Source organism: Pelistega sp. MC2, from assembly GCF_900099475.1.
Lineage (GTDB): Bacteria > Pseudomonadota > Gammaproteobacteria > Burkholderiales > Burkholderiaceae_B > Taylorella > Taylorella indica.
In genome coordinates, this window is the sequence record NZ_LT628274.1 from 418874 (window position 1) to 439505 (window position 20632).

General features: G+C 37.7%; 18 protein-coding genes. 3 read left to right on the forward strand and 15 right to left on the reverse strand.

Annotation, left to right across the window (positions count from 1 at the left end):
* Positions 1–42 precede the first annotated feature (42 nt).
* The 3 genes from BQ4443_RS03705 to BQ4443_RS03715 all read right to left on the reverse strand — a co-directional run bounded on the left by BQ4443_RS03705 (position 43) and on the right by BQ4443_RS03715 (position 5562).
* Positions 43–2853, reverse strand: coding sequence for a UvrD-helicase domain-containing protein (locus tag BQ4443_RS03705; protein WP_023949977.1), 2811 nt, complete (start codon positions 2851–2853; stop codon positions 43–45).
* A 505-nt stretch (positions 2854–3358) separates the two neighbouring features.
* The gene (putP, locus tag BQ4443_RS03710) at positions 3359–4867 is read right to left on the reverse strand and encodes a sodium/proline symporter PutP (RefSeq protein ID WP_023949975.1); all 1509 of its coding nucleotides are present in this window, start codon (positions 4865–4867) and stop codon (positions 3359–3361) included.
* A gap of 314 nt (positions 4868–5181) precedes the next feature.
* Positions 5182–5562 (reverse strand): hypothetical protein, encoded by a 381-nt coding sequence (locus tag BQ4443_RS03715; RefSeq protein WP_023949973.1) that lies wholly within the window; start codon positions 5560–5562, stop codon positions 5182–5184.
* A 785-nt stretch (positions 5563–6347) separates the two neighbouring features.
* On the opposite strand from BQ4443_RS03715, the gene BQ4443_RS03720 reads away from it, so the two are divergent.
* Positions 6348–6605, forward strand: coding sequence for a hypothetical protein (locus BQ4443_RS03720; protein ID WP_023949971.1), 258 nt, complete (start codon positions 6348–6350; stop codon positions 6603–6605).
* 122 nt (positions 6606–6727) lie between these two features.
* On the opposite strand, the gene BQ4443_RS03725 is transcribed toward BQ4443_RS03720, so the two are convergent.
* The 10 genes from BQ4443_RS03725 to BQ4443_RS03770 all read right to left on the reverse strand — a co-directional run bounded on the left by BQ4443_RS03725 (position 6728) and on the right by BQ4443_RS03770 (position 17169).
* On the reverse strand, positions 6728–7948 hold the full coding sequence (locus BQ4443_RS03725) for a methyltransferase (RefSeq protein WP_071058103.1): 1221 nt from the start codon (positions 7946–7948) through the stop codon (positions 6728–6730).
* Positions 7945–8751: an ABC transporter permease gene (gene fetB, locus BQ4443_RS03730; RefSeq protein WP_071058104.1), complete on the reverse strand. Its 807-nt coding sequence runs from the start codon at positions 8749–8751 to the stop codon at positions 7945–7947. Before fetB ends, BQ4443_RS03725 begins: the two co-directional genes overlap by 4 nt.
* Positions 8738–9436 (reverse strand): ABC transporter ATP-binding protein, encoded by a 699-nt coding sequence (locus tag BQ4443_RS03735; RefSeq protein WP_083331843.1) that lies wholly within the window; start codon positions 9434–9436, stop codon positions 8738–8740. Before BQ4443_RS03735 ends, fetB begins: the two co-directional genes overlap by 14 nt.
* Before the next feature lie 28 nt (positions 9437–9464).
* Positions 9465–9914 (reverse strand): D-aminoacyl-tRNA deacylase, encoded by a 450-nt coding sequence (gene dtd, locus BQ4443_RS03740; protein ID WP_071058105.1) that lies wholly within the window; start codon positions 9912–9914, stop codon positions 9465–9467.
* Entirely contained in the window at positions 9914–10510 is a 597-nt protein-coding gene (locus BQ4443_RS03745; protein WP_071058106.1) for an ABC-type transport auxiliary lipoprotein family protein, read from the reverse strand. The genes dtd and BQ4443_RS03745 overlap by 1 nt, the downstream gene beginning before the upstream one ends.
* A complete protein-coding gene (locus BQ4443_RS03750; protein ID WP_071058107.1) occupies positions 10507–11550 on the reverse strand; it encodes an MlaD family protein in 1044 nt (347 codons plus the stop codon). The genes BQ4443_RS03745 and BQ4443_RS03750 overlap by 4 nt, the downstream gene beginning before the upstream one ends.
* Before the next feature lies 1 nt (position 11551).
* Positions 11552–12466, reverse strand: coding sequence for an ABC transporter ATP-binding protein (locus BQ4443_RS03755; RefSeq protein WP_083331844.1), 915 nt, complete (start codon positions 12464–12466; stop codon positions 11552–11554).
* Entirely contained in the window at positions 12460–13647 is a 1188-nt protein-coding gene (locus BQ4443_RS03760; RefSeq protein ID WP_023949957.1) for an MlaE family ABC transporter permease, read from the reverse strand. The genes BQ4443_RS03755 and BQ4443_RS03760 overlap by 7 nt, the downstream gene beginning before the upstream one ends.
* Before the next feature lie 102 nt (positions 13648–13749).
* Entirely contained in the window at positions 13750–14730 is a 981-nt protein-coding gene (gene cysK, locus BQ4443_RS03765) for a cysteine synthase A (RefSeq protein WP_071058108.1), read from the reverse strand.
* Positions 14731–15255: 525 nt separating this feature from the next.
* Positions 15256–17169, reverse strand: a complete 1914-nt coding sequence (locus tag BQ4443_RS03770) for a SurA N-terminal domain-containing protein (protein WP_071058109.1) — start codon at positions 17167–17169, stop codon at positions 15256–15258.
* Between the two features lie 293 nt (positions 17170–17462).
* On the opposite strand from BQ4443_RS03770, the gene ugpQ reads away from it, so the two are divergent.
* Together ugpQ and BQ4443_RS03780 are read left to right on the forward strand one after the other, a co-directional pair.
* Positions 17463–18206, forward strand: a complete 744-nt coding sequence (gene ugpQ / locus BQ4443_RS03775) for a glycerophosphodiester phosphodiesterase (protein WP_071058110.1) — start codon at positions 17463–17465, stop codon at positions 18204–18206.
* Between the two features lie 57 nt (positions 18207–18263).
* On the forward strand, positions 18264–19121 hold the full coding sequence (locus BQ4443_RS03780) for a 23S rRNA (adenine(2030)-N(6))-methyltransferase RlmJ (protein WP_071058111.1): 858 nt from the start codon (positions 18264–18266) through the stop codon (positions 19119–19121).
* 73 nt (positions 19122–19194) lie between these two features.
* On the opposite strand, the gene greB is transcribed toward BQ4443_RS03780, so the two are convergent.
* Both greB and BQ4443_RS03790 read right to left on the reverse strand, forming a co-directional pair.
* Positions 19195–19743 carry a transcription elongation factor GreB gene (gene greB, locus BQ4443_RS03785; protein WP_071058112.1) on the reverse strand — a complete coding sequence of 183 codons (549 nt, stop codon included), beginning with the start codon at positions 19741–19743 and terminating at the stop codon, positions 19195–19197.
* A gap of 42 nt (positions 19744–19785) precedes the next feature.
* Positions 19786–20631: a 3',5'-nucleoside bisphosphate phosphatase gene (locus BQ4443_RS03790; RefSeq protein ID WP_071058113.1), complete on the reverse strand. Its 846-nt coding sequence runs from the start codon at positions 20629–20631 to the stop codon at positions 19786–19788.
* Position 20632 lies beyond the last annotated feature (1 nt).

Sequence of the window (20632 nt, forward strand, 5' to 3'; positions counted from 1 at the left end):
CTCTAAACGTTAATATTAAAAATAGTTAGACCTAAAATAATATCACTCCGCTATTCTATTAAAAGAAGCCCTCAATTTACGTAGAATAAAAGATAAGAATTGCGATTGGGATTGAGATTGCTGAGGAACGTCAGGGTTATCAACTAAAGGTTCAATACTCACAGTAAACTCTCTTATTAACTCTTCTAAAAATACTGAATGACTAGTCTCAGATATAGATTGACGTTGTTTATCATTGCAAAGTGTTGGATAATCTTGTTCATACATCAAATACACATGCTTCTTAGCGCGGGTCAGTGCAACATAAAAAACTCTCCTCTCTTGGGCAAAAGGGAATTGCTCGAAAGTCGGTTTATATTTCTCCAAACGGCTTGCTTTTTCTGAAGGTACGCCAAACTCTCCCTTATTTAAGCCAAGCAAAATCACAATATCCGCCTCCTGCCCTTTGGCACTATGAATACTTGACATGCGTAAATGGATAGATGGGAACTTTTGCTGATAAATTGCTAATTGTGACTCACTTGGTAATAAATGATTAAAACGTGCCAATATAAGACAAGTGATTTTTGTAGGGTGAAACACTGTTTCCGTTGATGATGGAGTCAGTTTAGATAATATATACTTTTGTTCAATACGCGATAAAAGCTGCTCAATACATTGATATTGAAGCTTCTGTTGATATCGATACTGGGATTGTTGATTCTGAAATTGATACTCTTGGCGTTGCTCACGTTGATATGGTACCAGCGTGACACCATTACCTTCCTCCTGTTTAACCTCAAGTGCCTGCAACGTTTTTTTATATTGCGAAGGATTCTTTTGGATAAATGCACTGCTTAGGTCGCTCAATCCTTGATGAAACCTAAAACTCACGTCCAGACTTATTTTTGTTGTATCGCCAATATAGTTTTCAATATGACGAATATACGCTAATTGGCTACCAGCAAACTCAAAAATTGTTTGCCAATCATCTCCTACACAAAATAAACGAAGGCTAGGCCGTTGTTGTCGCATTGCTTGAATCAATTTAAAACGAGCCACAGATATATCTTGAAGCTCATCAATCAAAATATCTGTCCATGGAATTTGAAATTTACCCTCTTGCACATAATGTGTAGCAAGGCTAATCATGCTATCAAAATCAATAGCTTGCTCCTCACGTAAATAATCTTCATAAGCCTCAAAAATAGGGATTAACAACGAATATATAAACATTTTTTCACTATTAATCCAGTATGTCAGCATTAATGTCTCTGATGATAAGTCTTCAGTATTTATACCTGTATTGCGCTGTTGATTTTTTTGTTGTTCCTTTATTTCTGCTAAGTGTTGTTTTTCTTGTATACGTTCACTAGAAAAATAATGATTGGTTTGCTGATTAATTTGTTCAAGCTGCGCTTGCTCTTCTGCTAAATTAGCCGCTGTTTTTCCTTCAGATTTCAAATAGATAAAATAATCTTGTAAAAGTGCGATCAGCTCATCAAGCCTTCCCGGGCTATTAATCGCCAATGGAATGGATTCAAACGACTTCTGCTCTTGATATTGACATGGTGGTTGCACTACATGGTGTAGTTGATATTGGCTCTGCTCCTGATATTGTGTGGGCGATTGGTTATATACAATTAACTCTTTTAAACTTAAACAAATACTATTCCAATAGTCATACCAGATAAATACATTTTGTTTTTCTACCATATCACCCTTGATATGGATACTATTAACAGTATCAATATTAGTATCTATATTAGTATCTATATAGATATTGGTATCTGTATGGATGATCAAATTTACATTAAAAAAGCAGCACGTATCTCTATATATTTCAATATATGATGTCTTATACTGCTGATGAATTTCACGCGTCATATGTCTAAAACTTGTTAGCGTATGGTTTTCATCTATATCATGTAAATATGCATCAAATACTTGAACATAGATATTCAGCTCAGGTATCAAAAAACTGCATCGGTAAGGCTCATCGCTTTTTTTGTCCAAATAAATATCCTCTTTAAAATGTGCTTGATAGATATAGCGAATTTGGTGATAGTAAAGCGTATTAGCGATGATTAGCTCTAATTGGTTTTGCACATAATCATCTTTCAGCGTTCGCCATACCAATGCCCTTACTGGTTGGTGATAAAACGTAAAGTAAGTAAAAATAGCTTTATGGCTAATTTGCTGTTTAAGATGACTAGCAATAAACTCCTTTAATTTTTCCTCATCCACTAAGGCACTTAGTTTTAAGCATGTATTTTTTGAGAAGGAATTTACCTCTGATTGTGAAAATAAATCTCCATTTTCTTCGCAAGAATTAGGTGTTATAACCTGAGTTGAATATTCTCCGTCTAGTCTTAGCTGATTATATTGTTCTTTCTCCTGTTGTTCTTTGTACTGTTGCTCTTTCTCCGCTTGTTCAACGGCTTGAATAATCGACCACCCTAAACTATGAAAAGTGCGTGCTTGAAAGCCTTGATTTTCCTCTGCCTGCTCTTTAATCCACGGATAATGGTGCATAATCTTTGATGCCCTGTCATTAATCTCATTTGCCGCCTCTACAGCAAAGGCTAGCAATAATACCTGCTCCGCATTGGCTAAATGATTTTCCCAAAGATAGGCTAAACGACCGACAATGGTACTGGTTTTCCCCGTTCCTGCACCCGCCAAGACAAGTGTACTCTGTGCATTAGAAGAGCAAGCTTGATATTGTTTTGCTGTCAGCGGATGCTTTTCTAAACCAGCCCATAATGGAATATGTCTCTGTTGATTCATTGAGTCATCTATACCTTCTATAACCTCCACTTCATCTATCCTATACACATCATCTGTCCTATCCACCTTATCTGTTCTATCCATCTATACCATCAATCCTGTTTATATACTCTTCTTGGTCTAACGTATTAAACTTATGATTCTTATGACTCTTATGATTCTTATGATATAACTTATAATCTTTATAAAACCTATCACCCTTATGTTGCTCTTACTCCTTTCTAATAGCTGCCATCCTCCTCGCCCGATATTTTCATAGCAAGCTCTTTCTTATTGCTTATTATTTATTCTGTATGTCTTATTCCCATTAATAGTAATAGCTATCGAGCGTTAACAATAAAACCATCTCCCTTAAGAATCAAGATGAATAGGATAGATTTGCCCTATCCATTTTCTATTCACTTTCTATTTATTTTTTACATAAAAAAAACCTTGTTTAGAGCAATAAGCTCTCTAAACAAGGTTTCCATAATTCACTAATAGTCAATAGAGTTAATATCTAGTTCCCAGATAGTTAATTACCACCATCTTATTTATTATTGTCTATTTATATTAATAAATTAGTCTAGTATCAAATAGGCTCTACCTATTATTCCGCACTTAAGCGTTTAAACTCTTGAGTCGCTGTATCAAAACGTTGAACAACTTCAGCAGGTGGTTTACCCATTAAAGAGACAACGTAAAGTACTACCGAGCATGCTATAAAGCCTGGAACAATTTCATATAAAGCACTACCACTGACATCTTTCCAGAAGACGACAACAACAGCACCTACAATCATACCTGCCAAGGCACCAATAGCTGTAGTGCGTTTCCAGAATACTGAAAATAACACTACTGGTCCAAACGCTGCACCAAAACCTGCCCATGCATAAGACACTAATCCTAGCACTTTACTATTAGGGTCTTGGGCAATGAAAATAGCTAATACCGCAACCGCTAATACCATCAAGCGACCAATCCATACCAATTCTGTTTGACTAGCTTGTGGGCGCAAAAAGCCTTTATAGAAGTCCTCTGTTAGGGCTGATGAGCAAACTAATAATTGAGCACTTAAGGTACTCATAATCGCCGCTAAAATAGCCGATAAAATAGCTCCTGCAATCCATGGGTTAAATAGAATAGTTGATAACACCATGAAAATACGCTCTGGATTACTTTTTAATACCCCCACTTGCTCAGGATGCTCTTGGAAGTAAGCAATACCAAAATACCCCACTAATACAGCGCCAAGTAAACATAAAATCATCCATGTCATACTAATACGACGTGCATTTTTTAGTGTTTTAACAGACGATGATGCCATAAAGCGAGCCAAAATATGTGGCTGACCAAAATATCCTAACCCCCATGCAGCGGCTGAGATAATCCCAATAATAGCAGCACTTGATGTATCTGGTACTAAACTAGAATAGGGAATATTAGTCGCTTGTGAAGCAGCTGCAAATGCTGCGCTCAATTCTTCGGCACCACCTAGTTGCAAATAAATAGCAATTGGCGTAAAAATCAACGCGAAAAACATGAGTGTCGCCTGTAGGCTATCACTCCAACTCACGGCTAAGAAACCACCAATAAAGGTATAAATAATCGTTGCTACGGCACCTAATACGATAGCTGTTCCGTAATCCACTTCAAACAACAATTCAAATAGACGCGCACCAGCAACAACACCAGAAGCACTATAAATAGTGAAGAAAAATAAAATAATCGCTGCTGAACCTATTTTTAATAACTTCCCATATTCACCAAACCTAGAAGCAAAGTACTCCGGTAGCGTTAAAGCATTATTATTTAATTCAGTATGTACACGTAAACGACCTGATACTAATAACCAGTTAAAGTATTGACCAATCGTCAACCCAATTGCAATCCACGCCTCTATTAAGCCACTCGCATAAATAGCGCCCGGTAAACCCATCAATAGCCAACCTGACATATCTGATGCGCCAGCAGCCATAGCCGTTACAAAGCCACCTAGTCGGCGGCCTCCAAGAATATAATCATCAAAATTGCGTGTAGCAAGATAAGCAGCAACCCCGATCCCTAATACGGCAATAATGTAAAGGACAAACGTTACATACATAGGATTTAAACCCATAACTTCTCCCTATTTTCTATTTATTAATAAAAATCATAAACATTTAGTTTTAAATGGCAGTTTAATTATAAGAAAATTATTAGTTTCTGTAAATTTAAACAAAAAATACCAAATAATAGTGCTCTTAAAAGCTTTTTAAGAAATGTGAAACATCTACTGATTTAAAATGCTGAGGTGCGTTTACTCAGGTTATTAATCAAGAAAAATGCCACAAGAATTATTTCTTGTGGCATTAGACGCTATAACGATAGGTTTTATCAATTGGGGAAATCCCCCTAATTTTTAAACCCTAAACTCTAAACCTTCGTAATCATTTATTGAATAACACGGCTTTTATCAGTAATTTCTTTTTTCATAGGCTCAACAGCAGGTTTTACTTGTTCAGGTTGTGGCTGAACAGCTGGTGCAGGCATTGTTCCTTGAGTAGGCTGTGCCTGAGGTGCTACCTCCGGTGTTGTAGTACCTGTTCCACCTACCACATCGCCTGCATGATTAATAACTTTTGTATTTTCTTCGACACGGATTACTTCGCCTGTGCCTGCATTTGATGTTGTTGTTGTTTGCTTCATACGTAGTGTAGGCTCTACATACATATCCTGAGCTTTTTGACGAGCAGGACGATTGTCAACCTCGCTCTCTGCAAATGCTGTTGTAGCAGATAACGCCATTAATGCTGTCAATAAAACTTTTTTCATACTAAACTCCCTTTAATAAAAGTAATGAATTAATTAGTATCTTACTATAATGCTAACAAATACGATCTTTTTTGTGAACACCCGAATCATGATAAAAGCTACAGACTATTACATTTATATAGGAAATTCTCGCTATTATGTTTTAGTCTTTAACCTCTAAGTAGTTGGGTACTATTAAGAGATTTGTATGTCTCTACAATAGAAAAAATATAATTATTCCTCTCCTATTCCTCTAAAAATGCCTTTAATGAGTGTAAGATTAGGATAAACTCAAGGATTGGGGTTTAGCCCCTTGAATGATGCCCGTGTTTATAAATAGCTATAAATTAATATTAGTAAGTAAGCATACTATTATTTGCCAGTAACATTTTGTTGTAATTTTTGAGCTATTTATCCTACTTGTTTTGCTCACTTTCAATTGTTATTTTTTTCATACTAATATCTATCACTACCCAACATCGTTGTGCCATTGTGAGTGTTATGATTTCTTTTGATAGGATAGCGCCATCAAAAGTAAATTAACTAGCAAATTTACAGTACTAAGCATGCTTTCGTGCTATAAAATACTACTAATCTATCAAAAGTTAGGGTAATGACACAAGATAAACAATATAATCTTTTAAGTATCAAACATTTTGGCGACGGTTTATGAGAAAATATCATTAACCAGACAAAGTGTTACTCAGTAAATTAGTCATATAGGCTAGAGATTGATGCCACTTTTTGATGTTTAAAATACTTTGTTTTATTTCTTCTTTGCTTATTTTTTTATCGATTGATTAAAAATGAAAAAACTCATTATTATTTCTTTGACTGCGTTATTAGCTGCTTGTTCTACCACTGGGAATATAGACCTAAGCAATCGAAATAGTTACGGGCTAAAATGCTCTGCTAATGCTAACAGTGCCCCTAACTGGGAAGGTTGTATGGCATCTGCGCAACAATTATGCTCGCCACAACAAGTCGCTAATGTGCAACAATTATCTCCTACTGGTTCAGGCTCACCTGATGATGCTTATTTTATGACGTTTAGTTGCCAATAGTTTTTAAGGTCAACCAGTTTCATTAGACTCGTATTTAGCCTTACTTAGTATTGACACTGGACGTGTTAAATGTAAAGTCATGACTGCTCAATACTAAGTAATGGCACATTTTTTATTAAAAATTACGCTTTTACTAATACCCACAACGAGGTGACTTCTTGTTGTCTTGCTTCTGCTAATATATCTTGCCCATCACGTGCTTTTTTGTGCTGTGCCTGCGTATCATATTTGGCTTTGACTCTTAAACCTGCTGTGCTAATCCAGTCCTCTAATTGCGTCTCGCCTCTTAGCCCAAGTAACTCTGCTAAATTAGACATAATTAACCACCCTTCCCCATCTGGATTTAAATGTTTAACAAGATCCGATAAATAGCCTTTTAACATTTGACTATCAGGATCATACACAGCAGCTTCCAGACTAGTACTGGCTTTGGCCGGCAACCAAGGCGGATTACAGATAATTAAATCAGCCGATTCTGGTGGGAAAAAGGCGTGTTGACGTACCTCAACACAGTGATTTAAGCCGAGTTGTTGTAGATTATATGTTGCACACTCAATAGCACGCTTAGAAATATCAGTGACAACGACTTTGCTAAACCCTCTTTTGGCGACTATAGCGGCTAAGACACCTGTACCACAGCCAATTTCAATCGCTATATTGGTTTGTGATGGTAATGGTGCTTGGGCAACTAATGCCAAATACTCTCCCCTGATAGGAGAAAACACACCATAAAAAGGATAAATTTTAGCGTCTTTACCTAGCGCAGCTACATCTACTCCCTTTTTTCTCCACTCATAGGCACCAATGATACCAAGCAATTCTCTAAGAGAAATCACAAAGTCTTCTTGCCAAGAACACACTTGTCTAATAGCCAAATCAATCTCTGGGCTACGTCTTAACGGTATCATGAAATGCGTATCCACATAATTCACTCTAAGCAATAGCATACTGAGAATTTGTGCTTTTTGCGCTTGTGCTAAACGGTATAAATTGAATTGTTCTTTGAGTAAATGTGATTGGTGCTGTGATGAATCTGGGCACTTAGTCTCTGATATATCATAACCATCACTACTACTATCTAAACTTATCCCATTACCTATAGAAGATGACAATTTTTTCTTTTTCTTTTTATCAATATGCCTAGCCATGGCACTTAATAATTGTTTGGCATTGTGATAATCCCCTTGCCACAACATCACAATACCATTACGAGCAAAGTTAAGTGCTTTTTCTGCTGTCAATGAATCATCCACGCATACACACTGCTTAGGTAATTTGGCTTGATGCTCTGATTGCCATAAGAGTGGTTGCTCTTGTCCTTCTATGCGTAAATACTGTTTCATTTTTTCTTCTTAGCATTCATCATTAAGCGATTAAATAAGAAAGTGCCATTAGCATCAAAAAGCCGTTTAAATACCGTATATACCAACAGAACACAGGAAAGACCTGTTCCCACGGCTAAGAAAAACATAATCACAATTTGGTACCGTATGGCTTGTTCTGGGTCTTGGCCAGCTAATACTTGCCCTGTCATCATACCGGGTAAGCTCACTAGCCCCACAACAGTCATACTATTAATAGTAGGCATCATACCTGTTTTAACTGCCTGTGCGGCTTGCCCTCGAAAAGCCTCCCAAGGGGTTGCACCAAGTGCTAGTAAACTATCTACCCGTTCTCTTTGTGATGTTAATTGCGACAATAAATTATTCAGCACAAGAGAAATCGCGGTAAGAATATTTCCAATAATCATACCTGCCATAGGAATTAAATATTGTGGGCTATACCAAGGTTGTATATTTAAAATTAACTCAATCCCTACAATAACAACGAACCAAGCTGGTATAAAAACAGATATAAACGTATCGTGAAAAATACCTGAATAAGACCATGATAGTCGATTTTTGGCGGCTTGAGCTGCAATAACCATCATCAGCGTTACCCATAGCAACACAACCCAAAACTCATTAATAGAAAAAATCCACTTCAGGATAATTCCAATTAAGCTTAACTGGACGATAGTACGAATACTGGCAATCAATAATGATTTACCTAAGCCTAAATTTAAGACAAAGGAAATCAGCCCATTAATAAATACTAAACAAGCCGCTAAAAATATTTCTGTTAAGCCAATCTCATGATAATTCATAACGCCCTACCTCTTCTATTAGCTGGTCATGAACCAATAATCGCCGCTCAGCTACTCTCGCTTTTTGAGCATTATCATGACTAATCCAAAACCACGCTTTAGGCTGTTCATTCATACTTAACCATTGCTCTAATAAGGCTTCTACTAATGTCACTTTTTCTGCATCCAGTGCAGACGTTGGCTCATCAAGCAATAATATTTTAGGATTAATTAATAAGGCTCTTAACAGCTGACATAATTGTTTTTCACCGCCTGATAATAACTTTGTCGATTGCGTTAAAAAATCAGGCGTTTTTTGTAAGGCTTGCAGATAAGTTTGCAGATTTTTTTCAGGGAACGTGCTCTTTTTCCTAATGGATAGTCCCCAAGGTAGTTCCAACATATCGCGTACAGTTTCTCCCTCAACCACAGGCATTTGTGATATATACAACACTTGACTACGATAAAAAGAGGCGTTCTTAGGCGTAATTAGCGTATTTTCTAAATAAATTTTGCCCTGTTCAATAGGATCCAATAAAGCAAGGGCTCTTAAAAAAACGGATTTACCCGAACCTGATACACCATCTACTAATATTTTGTCCCCAGCATGAACCGTACAGGAAAAATCTTTAAAAAATACACGTCCAGTTTGACTATCAATGCGAGATAAATGATCTATTTGTAATAAGCATTCACTCATTGACATAGTTTTTTTCCTCGTAAACAGTAGCCACTTATACTTGTTTACTATCCAAGAGTATGGTTACTGGACCGTCATTAATAAGGCTCACTTGCATATGTGCCCCAAAAACACCTGTTGGTATCGGTTTTTGTAATATAACAGAAAATGTTTCCACCAGTTGATTAAACAGTGGTAATGCTATTTCTGGTCTTGCCGCTTGACTATATGAAGGACGATTTCCTTTTTTGGTAGACGCTAATAACGTGAATTGACTCACGCAAAGAATCTCTGCCTTCTTATCCAAAACAGATAGATTCATAACCCCCGTTTCATCTTCAAAAACACGCATTTGAGTCACTTTTCGGGCGATATAATCAATATCCGATTGTGTGTCCTCAGGACTGATACCAACGAGTAGCAACAAGCCTTCTTTAATCTCACCGACTACTTCTCGATTGACGCTAACAGATGCTTGTGCCACTTTTTGTAATACTATCTTCATTATCTATCGTTCTGACGGGTCCAGCTAATAATATCAGCATTTATTTGATCTACTGCTTGTGCAAATGTTGGCATTATCGTATCAACATTGACATTAGGCACTTCTCGTTCAATATGAAATGTTTTTGCCGCTAATACAGTACCGGATAAGCGGTTAATCAATGTTACCCCTACAGCAATGACAACATACGGCTTTTTCTCTTTGTATTGTAATTGAAAGGCCTGCATATCCAAGCGCAAAGAACGATCTACGGTGACTTGTTCATCATTAATCAGTACTGTTTTATACGCATTAGCACGACGAAAATCCTCAACTAATCGATCCCTGAATACTTTAGGAGCAGTATCTTCCCAACGAATCCCCTCATAGGCTTGCACCTCAAGGCTATCCAATACCACAGCAACTCGTTGATGATTAATCACACGATTGGCATAAGGCTCTGGAATCGACAAGCTTTTAGATGACATGCTTACTTGTATAGGAGTACTCCCCGCAGGTAACTGATACGTTTGCAAAGCAGGGTTACTCGGTAAAATACCACAGGCCCCAAGTAATAAACTTATACTCGACATCACCGCTAATCGCTTAATACTCATGGTCTAAACTCCTTCATGGCATTGCCATCAATAAAATATCCACCAGGGTTATCTTCCATATTCTGTAAAATTTTTTGTAAAGAACCAAATGCACGTTTAAACTCAATAATAGCGGGAGTAAGCTCTTTAAATCCTTGTAAACCTTGGTTCAAATTACCCTGATTTTGTGTAATAACACCTTGTATTTTTTTTGTTGAGTCCGACAAGCTAATCATCGCTTGAGAAGCATTACTTAACGCTTTTTTACCCTCAGAAGTCAACATCTTATCGGTGTTATTAGCTAAACGTTCAAAACTAGCCAGTGTCTTATTAAACTCAGCAATTGTTTTATTGGCACCTTTAATGACTTCTTTAATCGTTTCATCTTCACCTGCTACAGTACCTGTAAGACCATCGATATGCTCCAAAATATTCCCTGCATGCTTCATATTCTTATCAGAGAAAAGGGTTTTTAAATTTAAACTAATCTCTGTTAAATTTGCCATTGCATTCTGACCGTCCTCTAACAAGGCACTCAATGGAGACGTATCACTAGGAATAACTGGTAACTCAATTTTAGCTACACCATCTTCACCTTTTAGGTTAGAAAAAATTTCACTTCCTTTTCGACTAATCATCTCTGCAATTGACGTATCATCATCATCCTCAGGTGGTAATTCAGTGATTTTTGGTAATTGTGGTGAATTTGGGTTTCCGCCTTTTAACGAAATTACCGCTTGTCCGGTGACACCCATTAACTGTAATCTAGCTCTGACACCCTCACGGATATCCACAATATCTTTATCCACTGAAATAATGGCATCTACGTGACGAGGATCTTTCTTATTTAACGTTAAACGTACAACTTCACCTACATTAATACCACTATAAAGAACCGCACTCCCTCTGGCAAGTCCAGTGACATTTTCTTGGAAGAGAACTTTATAAAAATACTTTTCCTGACCTTTGTTCTGAGTCAGAAAAAAAGCAAAGGCCACGGCAGCCAAAATCATGATTGACGTAAACAAACCGATAAGTATATGCCTAGCTTTAGGCTCCATTTTATTTAACTCCTAGTTGTTCATGAGCCGTATAGGCGGCTCTTCCTCGTGGACCATTAAAATATGCCTGAATCCATTCATTATCAACTTTTACAATATTTTCAATCGTATCGTTTATTAATACTTTTTTTTCAGAAAGTACAGCTACCCTATTGCATGCGGTATACAAGGTATCCAAATCATGCGTAATTAAAAACATCGTCAAGCCTAAGGCATCTCTTAACGTCAACATTAACTGATCAAATGCCGCGGCACCGATAGGATCCAGCCCAGCCGTAGGTTCATCTAAAAATAAGATTTTAGGGTCCAAGGCTAATGCCCTTGCTAATGATGCACGCTTAACCATCCCTCCAGATAACTCTGCTGGATATTTAAGCGCCGCATTGGTAGGTAAGCCCACTAATAGAATTTTCAGCATAGCGATATGCTCGGCATCTTTTCTGGCTAAACCTAATTGCTCAATCAAAGGAAAAGCAATATTTTCCTGTACGGTTAGAGACGAATACAATGCCCCTGCCTGAAAGAGAACACCCAAATTTCTCCCTAATACAGCACGCTCTTTATCAGACAAACTATCAATGGATTTACCTAAGATTTCTACGCTACCCGCAGTAGGCGTACGTAGTCCGACAATACTTCTTAATAAAACCGATTTACCTGTCCCAGATCCACCAACAACACCTAAGATATCACCTGAGTACACATCCAAATCTAAGCCTTTGTGTACATAATAATCACCAAACGCATTATCTAGTCCTCTAACCTTTATCACGGGTGTAGTCCTATCATCAGAACCTACTATGTACTGTTGCTTGCGTTCCTGCTGAGTGGATGCGTCAATCGTTGCTGGTGTATCTACCTGCTGTGATGTATCTACTTCTTGAGTTGAATGACTCGATAAATTATCGTCTACCATCCTGCCTCCATAAAGTAAACAGCAAATAAAGCATCCAATAGAATCACCAAGAAAATACATTTAACAACACTACTCGTCGTATGTTCGCCAACTGACTCCGCACTACCAGAAACCTTAAATCCCTCAATACACCCTGTAATAGCAATTACCACAGCAAAAATTGGGGCTTTTACAAGACCGACAAAAAAATGCCTAACATCAACATTATTCTTTAAGATATCAATAAACAATAAAGGAGAAATATCCATTGAGAATTTCGCGACAATCATGCCCCCAAAAATCCCTGCCATCATACCTAAAAAGGTCAAAATTGGCATCACAATGACTAAGGCTAGTATCCTTGGAACGACCAAAACCTCTAGAGGGTCAATACCTGAAGCACGCAAAGCATCAATTTCTTCATTCACTTTCATTGAGCCTAATTGTGCGGTATAGGCACTCGCGGTACGGCCGGCAATAAGAATAGAGGTTAAGATAATTGCAAACTCTCTCAAAAAAGAAAAAGTCACTAAATGCACGGTAAATACCTGTGCACCAAAATTTTCTAGTACAGTTGCCCCTAGAAAAGCCACTACAGCACCCACCATAAAGCATAGTAGCATAACAATAGGAACCGCTTTAAAACCACTGCTATCTATATTTGCAACCAATGAAGTAAGACGCCATCTAGCAGGATTGATCAACACACGGAAAAAGGCAACAATGACTAGGCCTAAAAAACCCACCCAATGCAGAAACTCTTCCCAAAGATCAACAACCTGAATACCTAGATTTTCAAAAAAAGCCGTAAGAAAAAAAGGTTTGGGCGGTGATTTTAATGCATCCTCATGGGGAATAGCACTGACGATAGCGTCTACCATCGCTTTTCTTTCTGTGGGTAAATTATCTGAAGATAACGCTTTTTCTAAACTACCCAATCCAAAAGCGTCCGCCAATAACAATACACCAGCGGTATCTAGCGTCTTAACATCCTCTAAGTGCAAAATATATGACTGTCCACGAGCTTTAAACGTATTTAAAGCCTGTTTGATTTCCGCATAATTATGAATAGTCCAATCACCATGAATGGCTATGCCTAGCGATTGGCCATCACCCGTCTGGTCTTGCTCAGTAAAAAAAGTCACAAATAGTTTATCAATACAAAAATAGTCAGCTAATAATTGACTAAGAATAGCTGACATGATTGTAAAGCCTTATAAAAACTAAAACAAACCTGTTAACATAAATTAACAGGTTTGCCTTTGAAATGCTTTAACTTGATTAAGTGCTTAGTATACCATTATTTACGCTATCGGCAATCCTTTCTCATCGAAAAGCTGGTCAAATAATGTAGAGCTCAAATAACGCTCTCCCGAATCTGGCAATATAGCGACAATTAATTTGCCTTCATTCTCTGGTTTAGAAGCAACATGAATAGCCGCTGCTACTGCTGCTCCACTTGAAATCCCTGACAAAATGCCCTCTTCACGGCTTAAACGTAAGGCATATTGGATAGCTTCTTCATTAGAAACTTGCTCTACACTATCAATCAATGAGACATCTAAGGTATCAGGGATAAAGCCAGCACCCAATCCTTGGATTTTATGAGGAGAAGGTTTTAATTCTTCTTTATTAAGAAATTGAGTAATTACAGGGCTAGCACTAGGCTCTACAGCAACCGTCTGAATAGCTTTACCTTTTGTATGTTTAATAAAACGAGATACCCCTGTTAGCGTGCCTCCAGTCCCAACACCTGAGACAAAAATATCGACTTTTCCATCAGTATCTTCCCAAATTTCCGGTCCTGTTGTTTGCTCATGAATAGCAGGGTTAGCTGGATTTTTAAATTGTTGAAGTAATACATATTTAGAAGGATCAGTTGCCACAATTTCTTCTGCTTTGGCTATAGCCCCTTTCATTCCTTTAGCACCTTCAGTAAGGACAAGTTTAGCACCTAGTGCAACCACTAGCTTACGACGCTCTAAACTCATTGTATCTGGCATCACAATCGTAATTGGATATCCTTTTGCAGCAGCAACATAAGAAAGTGCAATACCTGTATTACCACTAGTTGCCTCCACAATCTCTTTGCCCGGACCAAGAATACCTTTTTCTTCCGCATCATTAACCAACGCAGCACCGATACGGTCTTTAACAGAGTAAGCTGGATTACGTCCTTCAATCTTCACCAAGATAGTGGCTTTAACACCATCACCAATTCGGTTAAGTTTAATAAGCGGTGTACGGCCAATAGACTGAGCATTATTTTCAAACCATTTAGACATTTCTCTAATCCTTTTTAACGCTATGTGTTTTAAACGCTTCAGTGCTTGAGCAGAGACTACATAGATAACTACTGCCACGACGGTAGCGTAACACACTATTTATAATAATTTTGACTAAAACATGAACGCTTATAGCCAATAGATTTAATCCTTGAGTAGCAGTATAACGCCATTTTCTTAATTCAAATAATAATGTTTTATTGTTTTTATATTACTTTTGAAAATATAAATTATTCTTTTTCAGATATTACTTACTGATGATTAAGTGGTATAAATCTATTTACACATTAGATAAGAGACTTAATTTTTTTGAATACTCTTTTAAAACGATAACTATCAAAGAAAGGAAAAGCGTTTTTCAGTCTGGTCAATCTCTATAAAACAACTATAGGCTTCTAGACTCCCAGACTATTCTTTTTTTACACTAATCACTGTCGTTATCAAAAAAGCCCATCAAGAAATTCTTTGATGGGCTTAGGTTGATTATGTTGATTTTAGTGTCGGTTAAACGTCTACACATTTACCTTATTGTTTTTGTTCACCCGCAATAGCTTCTTTAGCCGCTGGTAAAAACTCTACTTTGTTTTTAGCACGTAAATTATGGGTATAAGCTTTACCCGCTTCTACACCAACAATACTCGCCAAACGAGATTTAAATTGTTGGAATAGATTTTTTAATTCTGGTTTTTCTGGTGTGACTGACTCAATTCGAGCCAATAAATAGCCATTATCTACTGATAAACCCACATAGAACGGTAATTTATCGCTAGGCGCATCCATTACTTTACTTAATACATTATCTGGTAAATTGGTAGCAATACGGCTAACTGGTACAGCAGGCTCAAAACCATCTGTCGTAGCATTTAGCTGTGCTTGAGCCAATACACTATCACCGTCTTTTTGAGCTAACGCTGATGCCTTTTCTGTTTTGAGTCTGCTTTCTGCTAGTCCTTTGATCTGATCCAACGTAGGAATGTGTTTAGCTACTTTATCTTTAACTCTCACAACTAAAAACTCTGATGGTGATAGCTCAATCACTCCAGAATTAAGCTGTTGGTTATACACATCCGCAGAAAAAGCTACCTCTCGCACGCGTGGTGTATCGAAAATTTTCGCTAGCTCTGTACCAGCAACCGCTTTATCACCAACCTCTTCCTTGCTTAACAGACCTGTACGGCTAATTCCAGCAACTTCCTGTACTTTTAACCCTAATTGATCAACCACAGGTGCTAAAGAATCACGTTGTTCTTGAACTAAGCGAGTCAATTCAGTGGCTAAATGGGCAAACTTATCAGAAGCTAATTGTAGGCGAACTTCTTTAGTTACCTCATCTTTTACTTCAGCAAAAGATTTAACCGTTCCTGCCTCAATAGTCACTACTTGGAAAACATGGTAATCATTTCCCATTTTCACTGGTTCAGAGATACCCGGTCGTGCTAATGCAAATACAGTCGTATCAAGCTCTGGTATTTCGCCACGGCGAATCATACCTAAATCACCACCTGAATTTTTAGTACCTGCATCTAAAGAAAATTCTTTAGCTAAAGCATCAAATTGAGCAGGATCTTGTTTTGCTTTGGCAATAATCTCTTGAGCCTTAGCTAAATCATCCACTTGAATATGCTTTAAATGGCGACGCTCTACAGTGGAGAAGCGAGCAAGATTGTTTTTGTAGTATGTTTCTAGCTCTGCCTCAGCAGGAGTCTGAACTTGTGCTACCGCTGCGTCTTGATTTAATAAAACATAGTCAAGATTTACATAATCTGGAATCTCAAATGCCTTATTATGCTGATCATACCATTGCTTTAATTCATCATCAGATAGCGTAACATCTTTCACAAATTGCTCTGCACTAATAAAACGGAAACGCACTAAACGCTCTTCTGTCATTGATTTCTCAATAGCACCTAATGTGGCAGCTGGTAAAATCACATTGTCTGCGATAGGATTAACTACCAACCCTAAAGACTCATAATTTCTTACATATGCTTCGTATTGTTCTGCCGTCATACCCACGCTAGTTAAAAAGCGATTATAGGCTTCCATAGAAAACTTGCCATTTTCTTGTGTTTGAGGTAATTGACTAATTTGTAGACGCACTAGAGAGGAAGGAGCAGAAAATTTGTCATTTACGGCTGTTTGCTCTACAACCATACGATCTGTCAATGCATTTAACCATTGTTCACGTGCCTCTGGTGTGTCAGTTTTACTGACATCAAATGCTTGACCTTGGCTTTCGCGTAATTCATTTAAGCGCTGTGTCCATGACTGGTTAAAATCCTGTTGGGTAATTTGTTGTTTATTTACTTTTACCAGTGGAACTTCATTCGTATTAAAACTTTGGTAATCAGCCACACCAAAAAAGACAAAGGATGGTACCACAAGGACAAACAAGAGTATCATCACTAAACGTGAATGGCGGCGAAAAAACTCTAACATATTATTTTCTCTTCGTTCTAGATTGCATAATTGTTTATTGATTACATCATTACTACCAGCCAATCAGTAGCCAGACAATGACATAAACTAGATTACTTTTCTATTCATATCGATAAGTAACCATCTATTCTAACAGAATATTAAAAAAATATTCCCTAAAAATATGCCATATTTGCAGAGCATGCTTTACAATACGCGTACTAGGAACCATGCGATACCCTATTAAATAAACTGGGTCGTAGTATTTGGTTTACTTGCATGTTTTTATCTATCTTTGTTTTTAAAGGATTATTATGTCTACAACTTGGGCTTATCCTCGTCTTATTGCTCACCGTGGTGGTGGTCATTTTGCACCAGAAAATACACTTGCCGCTATGCGCTGTGGTTTAAATTATGGCTTTGATATGGTGGAGTTTGATGCAAAACTGAGCAAAGATAATGTATTAATTCTTTTACATGATGACGATATCAAACGTACCTCAAATGGCAAAGGATTAGCGGCTAAAAAAACATATGCTGAATTACTAGAGTTTGATATGGGTCAGTGGCATTCTGCCTTTTATACGGGTGAACCCATTCCTAAATTAGAAAGTATTATCCGTTTTACACAAGAAAACAATATTATTTGTAATGTTGAAATCAAACCATGCCCCGGTCGTGAAAAAATCACAGGTAAACTAGCGGCAGAGGCTGTTTCTTCTTGGTTTAAAAATGCCGAAATCCTACCTTTACTATCGTCTTTCTCAGCTGAAGCACTAGAAGCTGCCTACAAAGCAGCTCCTGAACTGCCTAGAGCTTATCTATGTGAACAATATGATGATAATGCTAAACAGATTCTAAAAAAATTAGATTGTGTTGCCGTGAATCCTCGTGAAAGCACCTTAACTGAAAAAATAATTAAAACAATTCACAAAGATGGCTACCGTATTTGTGCATGGACAGTCAATGATTATCAACGAGCTAAACAATTGCTAGCTTGGGGATGTGACGCTATTTTTACCGATGAATTAGAGCGTGTACCTGCCTCTATGGCTTAGTCGTTGCTGTTACTCTAAAATACTATCTTGTTCACTTGTTAAATTTTCGAGGTTATATTGTTTAGTTATCGTCACGCTTTTCATGCAGGTAATCATGCCGATGTGTTAAAACATACCGTTTTAATTCATACATTAGATTACTTTAATCGTAAACCAAATCCCTACTGGGTGATTGATACTCATGCAGGGGCTGGTATTTATGATTTGGCTGATGAATGGGCTGAGAAAAATGCCGAATTTGAAACGGGCATCAGTCGTTTATTTGGACGCACTAACTTACCAGAAGATTTGGCGACTTATGTGCAATATATCAAGGAGTTAAACCTTGGAGAGGAGCTTCAATTCTACCCCGGTTCTCCTTGGATTGCACTAGAGTATATGCGTGATAAAGATAAGTTGCGTCTATTTGAGCTACATCCTAGTGAAGTAGAAATCCTAACGGATAATATTCAACAACAAGATGCACAAATTCGTCGACAGGTCAGTATTTTTGCAAAAAATGGATTTGAGTACTTAAAATCTCAACTTCCTCCACCTACTCGCCGTGCTATTACTCTGATAGATCCTTCTTATGAAGATAAGCATGATTATCGCCATGTCATCAAGGCGATGAAAGAAGGCTTAGAACGTTTTCAGACGGGATGTTATCTTATCTGGTATCCTCTCGTTCAGCGTAAAGAAGTCTATGATATGGTGCAGCACCTGCAAAAATTACCCAATATTGAATGGATTAATGCATCATTGACAATTAAAAAACCTAGCAAAGATGGCTATGGTATGCATGGAAGTGGGATGTTTATTATTAATCCTCCCTATACCCTATACCCTGCTTTAGAGCAAATATTGCCATATCTTAAAGAACATCTCGCTGAAGATACACATGCGTTATATACCTTAGAACACGTTGAAAAATAAGTCGTATTCAAACACATGCGCTCTGTCCTTTAATAACGGCAATATTCATCGTTGGCACTCGGTAAATAAGGATTTATTCGTCAGGATAAATAATGTCCAACACAATTAATTCCTGCTTACCCGCTGGAGTCATCAAGTGTACGCTATCACCCTCTCGTGCCTTTAATAATGCTTTTGCGACTGGTGATATCCAACTAATTTTGCCATTTAAAGGATCTGCTTCATCAATACCGACGATGGTGACTTGTACCTCTTCACCATCTTGATTTTCATAAATAACAGTGGCACCAAAAAAAACCTGATCCTTATTGGGTTGTGTAGCGGGATTAATGACTTCAGCGATTTCTAATCGCTTAGTTAAAAAACGAATACGCCTATCGATTTCTCTTAATCGTTTTTTACCATATAAATAATCCCCATTTTCAGAGCGATCTCCATTGGACGCCGCCCATGCTACCACCGATACCACATCAGGTCTTTCTACTTTGACTAAATGCTCAAGCTCTTTTCTCAATACTTGATAGCCTTGTAATGTCATGTAATTTTTTAACCCTTTAGGAATTAAGGCTTCCTGTGGGTCATCATCTTCTTGTTCAGTTTCTTTTACAAACGCTTTATTCATATCTTCTTATTAATTGCTCTATCTACTATTTCTTATCATATGCTAATCATCTAGCCATTGTTCCCACACAGGGGTCAGCCCTAAGGGTAGTTCAGGAACTTTACCCACATCCATTTTGCTTTCATTTGGTCCATGAAAATCCGATCCACAAGAAGCAAAAAAGCCATAATGTTTTGCCACATTGGCATATTGATGGTATTGCTCAGGTTTATGTGAACCAGTCACCACCTCAATTGCCGTGCCTCCCATCAGTTTAAAGCTATGAAATAGCGTAGAAAACTCACTACTAGAATACTTATAACGTCCCGGATGAGCGATAACAGCAGTTCCTCCCGCTTCTGTAATCCACGTCACCGCTTCCAATAATGTTGCCCATGTGCCCGGTATATAGGCAGGTTTGCCATCGCCTAAATAACGATCAAATACTTCTTGCATATGTTTACAATGGCCTTGTTCAACCATATAACGTGCAAAATGTGTTCTACTTAATAAGTCAGGATTCCCTGCCAAAGCAAGCGCTCCTTCAAACGCATTTTTTACCCCAAACTCTTCTAATCTGGCTGCCATAACATGTGCACGACTGACTCGGTCGTCACGTATTTTTTGCAAGCCATTCAGTAAAGTCGTATTTTCCGGATCAAAATGAAGCCCCACAATATGCACCGTTTTATTGAGCCAAGTCACTGAAATTTCTATTCCAGTGATATAGCTCATGCCCAACGCTAATGCAGCTTGTCGTGCTTCTGCTTGACCACCTACTTCATCATGGTCAGTCAAACTCCACAATGTTGCTCCATTTTCATAAGCTCTCTGAGCAAGCTGTGTGGGAGTAAGCACACCATCAGAAACCGTAGAATGGCAATGTAAATCTATACCTGAATACTCCATA